Origin of the sequence: Paenibacillus polysaccharolyticus (genome assembly GCF_900102085.1) — a bacterium.
In the GTDB taxonomy this organism is placed as follows: Bacteria; Bacillota; Bacilli; order Paenibacillales; family Paenibacillaceae; genus Paenibacillus; species Paenibacillus polysaccharolyticus.
In genome coordinates this window covers 257,723-264,691 of sequence record NZ_FMVM01000005.1, presented here as the reverse complement: position 1 = coordinate 264,691, position 6,969 = coordinate 257,723, and the positions used below count along the sequence as shown (strand labels likewise).

9 protein-coding genes are annotated in these 6,969 nt (G+C 48.4%); all 9 read left to right on the top strand.

The window, feature by feature from the left end:
* The coding region (locus BLQ13_RS09145; protein WP_167375689.1) for a hypothetical protein at window positions 1-928 on the top strand (928 nt) is incomplete at its 5' end.
* A 56-nt stretch (window positions 929-984) separates the two neighbouring features.
* Window positions 985-1,617 (top strand): LysM peptidoglycan-binding domain-containing protein, encoded by a 633-nt coding sequence (locus BLQ13_RS09140; protein WP_090918473.1) that lies wholly within the window; start codon window positions 985-987, stop codon window positions 1,615-1,617.
* Window positions 1,614-2,603: an XkdQ/YqbQ family protein gene (locus tag BLQ13_RS09135; protein ID WP_090918336.1), complete on the top strand. Its 990-nt coding sequence runs from the start codon at window positions 1,614-1,616 to the stop codon at window positions 2,601-2,603. Before BLQ13_RS09140 ends, BLQ13_RS09135 begins: the two co-directional genes overlap by 4 nt.
* Window positions 2,596-3,006 carry a hypothetical protein gene (locus BLQ13_RS09130; protein ID WP_090918335.1) on the top strand — a complete coding sequence of 137 codons (411 nt, stop codon included), beginning with the start codon at window positions 2,596-2,598 and terminating at the stop codon, window positions 3,004-3,006. The genes BLQ13_RS09135 and BLQ13_RS09130 overlap by 8 nt, the downstream gene beginning before the upstream one ends.
* Entirely contained in the window at window positions 2,999-3,454 is a 456-nt protein-coding gene (locus tag BLQ13_RS09125) for a DUF2634 domain-containing protein (RefSeq protein WP_090918333.1), read from the top strand. Before BLQ13_RS09130 ends, BLQ13_RS09125 begins: the two co-directional genes overlap by 8 nt.
* Window positions 3,455-3,458: 4 nt before the next feature.
* Window positions 3,459-4,598: a baseplate J/gp47 family protein gene (locus BLQ13_RS09120; protein WP_090918330.1), complete on the top strand. Its 1,140-nt coding sequence runs from the start codon at window positions 3,459-3,461 to the stop codon at window positions 4,596-4,598.
* Window positions 4,591-4,830 (top strand): hypothetical protein, encoded by a 240-nt coding sequence (locus BLQ13_RS28245; RefSeq protein WP_139168868.1) that lies wholly within the window; start codon window positions 4,591-4,593, stop codon window positions 4,828-4,830. The genes BLQ13_RS09120 and BLQ13_RS28245 overlap by 8 nt, the downstream gene beginning before the upstream one ends.
* Window positions 4,790-5,380 carry a YmfQ family protein gene (locus BLQ13_RS09115; protein WP_090918328.1) on the top strand — a complete coding sequence of 197 codons (591 nt, stop codon included), beginning with the start codon at window positions 4,790-4,792 and terminating at the stop codon, window positions 5,378-5,380. The genes BLQ13_RS28245 and BLQ13_RS09115 overlap by 41 nt, the downstream gene beginning before the upstream one ends.
* The gene (locus BLQ13_RS09110) at window positions 5,380-6,882 is read left to right on the top strand and encodes a pyocin knob domain-containing protein (RefSeq protein ID WP_090918325.1); all 1,503 of its coding nucleotides are present in this window, start codon (window positions 5,380-5,382) and stop codon (window positions 6,880-6,882) included. Before BLQ13_RS09115 ends, BLQ13_RS09110 begins: the two co-directional genes overlap by 1 nt.
* Window positions 6,883-6,969 lie beyond the last annotated feature (87 nt).

Below are 6,969 nucleotides of genomic sequence, written 5' to 3'. Positions count from 1 at the left end.
GTACAATGCAGCCAAAAATGGGACTGCGTCATGGTTCTCCAATACTTATGAGTATTCCAAGAATGGTTTGAGTTCGGGTTTAAAGAAAGCTGGAGCTTGGACAGCGGATATATACAATGGAGCTATAAACGGTAGCAAGAATTTACTTGATTTTTCTAAAAATTGGGTAGGGACGAAAAGTAGTAACATTAAAAATTGGTATTTTGATTCCAAAAAAGAAATCGGCGAGTTTTTCGATACCTTAGACATAGTGAATAAAAGTAAAGAGATTGGTCAAAAGGCATTGGAAGTCTTCAAAAATTATGGATATGGTTTAAGTAATAAAATGCAAGATTTCTGGGATCATCCATGGACTAAGCGCACAAGGAAAATAGGAAATAGGATCTTTAAAAACTTAGATATTATGGGGACTATTAACAAGGTCATGCAGGCGTCTACGCCAGAAGAAAAAATCGTAGAGGTAAGTAAGATTGTAGGATCAAAAATAGGTTCGTTAGTAGGGACTGGGTTAGGTTCGTTAGCTGGACTTATCCCAGGTGTCCAACCATTTACCCCTATATTAGTAGGTGGTGGGGCGCTAGCTGGAGATAAGTATGGGGAGAAGGCAGGAGAATGGGGTGGAGAGGTTTTAACCAAGATTTGGCCTAAAAACTGGTGGCCATTAAAAAAACCTTCGAAACCTAAAAATACAAGTAGTATAAATCCTACCAAAAACATTGGGATAGATAAAAGTAAGAAAAATACCATTGTATCTTCTTCATCAAAGAAAGCTAAGCAAATCCATGTTAATTTACCTCATGGAGCAATACAAATTTCTAATAATAACAATCCGAATCTAGATTATTCTAGTTTGGTAGATCAAATTAGTACTCATTTTGTAAATGAACTCCGCCGGGCGATGCAAAACCGCAAAACGATTATGGCCTAAGCAGAAAGGAGGCCGCAGATATGTCTACACTTAAAGATGAAGTTGGTCCTAATAAAATGTTGTTCACGTTGAAGGATGGCAGCACTTCGTTTGTATTCCCGGTGAACCCGGAAGAAGTCAACATTTCCAGATCCAAGGGTTACGAAACGATTAATATGCTGGAGCATGGCGAGTTTGATTTTGCACAAGGGGAGAAGGTGAAGGAGATCACCTTCTCTTCTTTTTTTCCAAAAGTGTATGATCCGTCCTATTGCATGGACGTGAAGTATTTTCTAGATCCACGCGTGGCGCTTGATGTACTGAACAACTTTCTCATCTCCAAACAACCGATGCGTTTCATCATCTCGGGGACCGGAGTGAATGTACCCGTATTTCTGATTTCACTCAATTCGAGTTTTCGCGGCGGGGAGCCTGGAGATATATATTTCGATCTGACGCTGCGGACCTGGCGGGATTCGAAAGTGGAGAAGGTGGGTTCGGGTGCTGCTGGTAGCAAGTCTGGTTCACGTACCGATCTGAAAAAAAATAGCAAGACGTATACCGTCAAAGCCGGGGATTCCCTGTCCAAAATAGCCAAGTTTGAGCTCGGAAATAGTTCCAAATGGAACGAGATTTACAAGCTCAACACCAAGATCATCGGCAGTGATCCAAACCGGATTAAGCCCGGGCAAAAGCTGGTGATGCCATGACCTACAAGGTCATTGTTGATGACAAATATGATATCACCAAGCTGGTCGAGACGATTACGCTGAAGGACTCGCTCGACCAAATCGCCTACCAGGCGAACATCCGCCTCGCCGTGTCTGCTTCTTCAGGCCTTCCTGCGATTTCACCAGGCATGGCGGTACGGATCAGTGGGGTTCCTTTTGGCGAAAAATCGATGGTCTATCTGCTACATCCAGCGGTCATCTGGGAAGCTGAAAGCTCCAATAGCGGTACCAAGCGTTTGTCCCTCACGGTCTACGACCGAATGATTTATCTCGAAAAATCGGAGGACGAATTCCTGTTTCCCAAGGATCAGACGGCAGTACAACGGCTCAAAGCTTACGCTAAGGAATGGAAAATCCCCCTGGCTACGTTGCCAGAGATCAAGACCAAGCTGGGTAAGGCGGTGTATCGGTCACAGACGATTTTTTCGATGATATTTGCTGATCTGAAAGAAACAGCCAAATCCGGGGGAGACATGTACCACCCACGCATGATGCCTGGCGGGTTGCAGTTGTTCAAGGTAGGTAGCAACACGAAGGTACATGCGCTGGATCGGCTAATCGATCTGACGCAGATGCGTACACTCGAAGGCGCAGTCACGAAAGTAAAGGTGATGGCAGCGTCTGAGTCCGGCGGTAGCGGTAAAGAGGTGCCTTCCAAAGTGCTGGCGATTGAGCAGAGTGATACAGAGCAACTGGGTACACTGCAAAAACTGATCGAGGACGATCAGGTAAAAACAGCGGCCGCCGCAAAAAAACTGGCGAAAAGCAAGCTGACAGGCATTCAGGAGACGTTTACGATCTCGGCCCCGGATATCAATACGATTCGCGCAGGAGATGCGGTCATGCTGAAAGGTCTAAAGCTGATCGTCATGTCTGTCAGCCGGGATCTGTCAGCCGGGCCGGGCACGATGACGCTGGAACTGGGCACGGCGGAGCTGGTGAAAAGGAGGTTTTATCTTGAATAAAGAAGATCCGTACGGGCAGTTTGCCGACGTGATGCGGGGAGCAATGAGCACACATTCCCGTCAGGCAGTGAGCGGTCTGGGCGCAGTACTTGGTACGATCACGGCGTCCGGTGTGAAGCTGGATGACTTCAAACACGAAGTGCAAGATTATCTCGTGGCCGAGCTACCGGGCACGCTAGGGTTGCCGGAGCGCGAGCAGGCTGGCGCGATTTCCGGGATATCTGACGTGGCTGGCGGCGGTACGACGGGCACGGGACGCTTTCTTTTGCAAAAAGAGGAAGTGGAAGAAGCAGTCTGGTCTTTGGGCAAAGGTTTGAAAGCCGGGGATCGCGTGCTAGCGATGCGGGTGAATGGAGGGAACGATATTGTGGTGCTGTGTAAGGTGGTGAGTGCGAATGCCTAGTTTGTTTCCAGAAACGGGTATGGTCTGGGGAGATGAAGAGGACCTGTCGGGTGCGGCTTCGGAAGAAGTGCGTTTTGGGCGAAGCTGGCGCTATGACTATGATGCTGGTGATTTTGTGTTGACTCCAAGTGGCAAGGTGGCTACAGCAGACGCGCATGAAGCGTGGGTGCAGTGGTGTATCAAGGCGGTGAAAACTCCGCGGTACAGACATGTGATCTACTCTCGGGACTACGGTTCGGAGCTGGAGGATCTGATCGGTCAGGGGGATAGCCGCGGTGTGATGGAAAGTGAGATTGCCCGGATGGTGACGGAAACGCTGCTCGCTGATCCTCGTACGGATGCGGTGGACCAGTTTATATTCGATTGGGACCGGGAGCAGTGCGGGTTTACGTGCCGGGTGATGAGTGTGCAGGATGAGATGTTTATTCTGGAAAGTGAGGTGATCTGACGGGATGGCTGAGATTCCGCGTTATTTGGAGGGCCAGACGGAGGAACAGATTATGCAGCGCATGCTGGATCGTCTGCCCGCGGATCTGGATAAGTCGGAAGGTTCGTTTTTGTGGGATGCGGAGGCTCCGGTAGCTTTTATGCTGTCCGAGGCGGCGCTTTGGGCGCAGGAGTTACTGCGGCGCGGATTTGCCAGTACAGCGGCGAGCCGTGATCCGAATTTTCGTTCGGAGGAGCTGGATTTGCGGGCGGGAGAACATGGCATTACACGCCGGGCGGCGGTGGCTGCACAGGGTACCGTGAAATTTACGGGTGAGCCGGGGAAAGTCGTGCCAGCAGGTACGGTTGTAGCTACGCTCGCAGATGAGGTGTCCGGTGAAGCGTCGCTGGAATATGAAACGGTGGGCCGTGTGGAGCTGGATGAAGAGGGTGTGGGGAGTGTAGGGGTACGTGCGCTTGTTGCTGGAAAAGAGAGCAATGTACCCGCAGGCACGTTAACCGTGCTGTCTACACCGGTAAGCGGCGTGACGTCCGTGGTGAACACGGACGTCATCAAGGGCGGTGCGGACATCGAGGCGGATACCGCGCTGCTGGAGCGCTTTTATGCCAAAGTCCGCAATCAGGGTACAAGCGGCAACAAGGCACAGTATGTGCAATGGGCCAGTGAAGTGCCGGGTGTCGGGGCCACGCGGGTGATCCCGCTATGGCAGGGACCGGGTACCGTTGGGCTGTATCTGCTCGATACGGACAAGCGCGCTGCCGGATCTGATCTGGTGGCTGCGGTGCAAAATTATGTTGACCCCACGCAAGATGGACAAGGTGAGGGCGTTGCCCCGGCTGGACCTGTGGTGACGGTGATGCCGGCAGAGGAAGTGCCGATGAACATTCAGGTGAAACTGATGCTGGCAAGTGATGCCACGCTGGCGGATGTCCGGGCATTAATCGAACGCGGCGTGACCGCGTATTTGAAGCAGCTTGCATTTGCCGATCCACTCGTACGTTACACTCGTATTGCTGCGATTCTGCTAGACATCCCGCCGATTATCGATTATTCGGAGCTAACCGTAAACGGCGTAAGCGACCAAAATATCGAGATGACCACCAGCCAAGTGGCTGTGCTGGGGACGGTGGATGTGCATGAGTAGTGTGGGGATTGAGGTGAATGATGTCATGGAAAAGGTGGCGGGGGAAGCACCGGCAAGGGTGCTGGATTCCCGGGTGAACAAACTTGACGGAGCCGAGGTGCATCCAGTCCAAGGATTCCGTCATTACCGGGCGGAGCAGCCCGGTGAGTATTCCTCTTCCTCGAATGTGAATAGAAAGGAGGACACAGGACATGAGTGCTCCTTCTGTTGTACATGCTGGACTGACGAGTGAAAAGGGGAGGGAGATGTTCTCGTATTTGCCCCAATATTATGAGACTTCGCGTGTGATGCAGGCCGATATGCAGGCCAAGGGCAGTGAGATGGATTTGCTGTACCAGGCTCTGGACGAGACGTTGGAACAGTTTTTTGTCCGCACGGCGACATGGGGGCTGGACTTCTGGGAGCAGGAGCTTGGTATTGAGACGGATCGTCTCAAACCTGTGGAGCAGCGGCGTGCTGTAGTAGAGTCTAAGCTGCGCGGGGCAGGTAAGTTTTCGGGTAGGCAGGTCGCAAATGTGGCCGAAGCGTATGCCGGGGGCAAGGTAGACGTAACGTTCCAGCCGGAGGCGTGGAGCTTTATGGTGAGTTTTGTAGATACGATGGGTATTCCGCCTAATATCGATGATCTGAAACGAGCCATTGATGAACTGAAACCGGCCCACATGGCCGTGGAATATAAATACCGATATCTAGTCTGGGATGACTTGGATAAGAAGCATAAAACTTGGGATGAACTCGATGCCGCGTCCCTGACGTGGAATGAACTGGAGGTGTGGGCTTAATGCCACAGGAAACGGATCGATTGAAGCTACCGCTCCCCTTGGGAAACGAGACAGTAACGAGGGAAAGTATTAATGGAATTTTTGAAAAGATTGACGCAGGCGTTGCCACACAAGCGGATTTGGATACACTTCGTGAAGCAGTGAGCAAGATGGATATCCCCGATGCGTCCTTGACACAAAAAGGGAAGGTGCAGTTGTCTAGTAAGACGGATGGTACGTCCGAGACGGTGGCTGCGACGGAGAAAGCGGTTAGGGATGCGAGGGTTGCGGCGGAGACGAACGCGAAAAATGCGAGTTTACCGCGTACAGGCGGTGTCATGACTGGGAGACTAATTATGAATCAATGGGGGACTTTTTCTGCTTCTTCAAATGGTTCTGTTTTGTATGGAAGTAATTGTTTTCTAGATGGAAATACATTTAAATATGAGAACAGTCACACGAATTTAGGTGCACGAGGGATTTACATGCGTTACACAGGCGGTGCTGGTCCAGAGGTTTACATGTTTGATACCGGTCCAGTGGCAACAACAGCGGGTACATCTTTCGTTCCAACACTTAACCGTATCGTCAATATGGGGGATTCGCTTCAAAAACATAGAGTGTCACAGGATGACGGTAGAGCTACTGATATATCAGGGCAAAATCTTAACAATATTCTGCAAACGGGTTGGTACAAAGGAAATAGCTTATCAAATTCGCCTTCGTTATCAGGAGGTTGGGGTTACGTTGAAGTTATTAGACACGATGAAAATTGGGTTTTACAAAAAGTTTACGACCTGCACGCTGACCGATTCTATATGCGTAGGAGAATGGATTCAGGTTGGACACCTTGGACCCAAGACCTTTTTCAATCTGGCGTTGATGCTAAAAATGGTATTGTGGGTGCCATTAACGCCAAGGGTGGCAGTGCATCCACGAGTGATACATGGGCGATTTTAATTAATAAAGTAGAGGAAATTAAACAAAGTAATTATCAGCAATTTAGCAATATAAGTACAGGTAGAATTAGAGCGCAAAAATCTTCAGTAACAGTCCCTGAAAATAGGACGATTACAACTTTTCCGGCTGGATCTAGTTTGATTGTACTAGGAGATTTAAAAATTACTTCAGACAATGTAAATTATACATTTGATTGGATACCTGTAATTCAATTATATTTTAAAGATCAAAATGGAGTAAGAGTTCAATTGAACGGGATTAATGGCTATGCTTCCCTCCCAAGTGGCAGTGCGAGTAATTATGTGTATCAGCTATCTTTGTCTACTGTTTATATTAATAAACCTTTAAAACGTGGACAGGTGAGCGGTAATATTAACTATCGTTATGGTTCAGAAAACAACATAACTTCGTATAATATCACCATACCTGAAAATTTTGATACTAATGGGCCTATAGAGTTATGTATTCAGTTGCAACGTAACATATATCCAAATTATGATCAAAATATTAGTGAGTTTAGTCAGTATTTTGTGGTGACAGTAGATACAATAGTATCAGTTTGAGTATATAGAATGCACATATAGTAAATAGTTTAATTATAAGGGTTATACTTGTTTGAGGTTATGTTAATAACCTTTAAATCAAAAAGA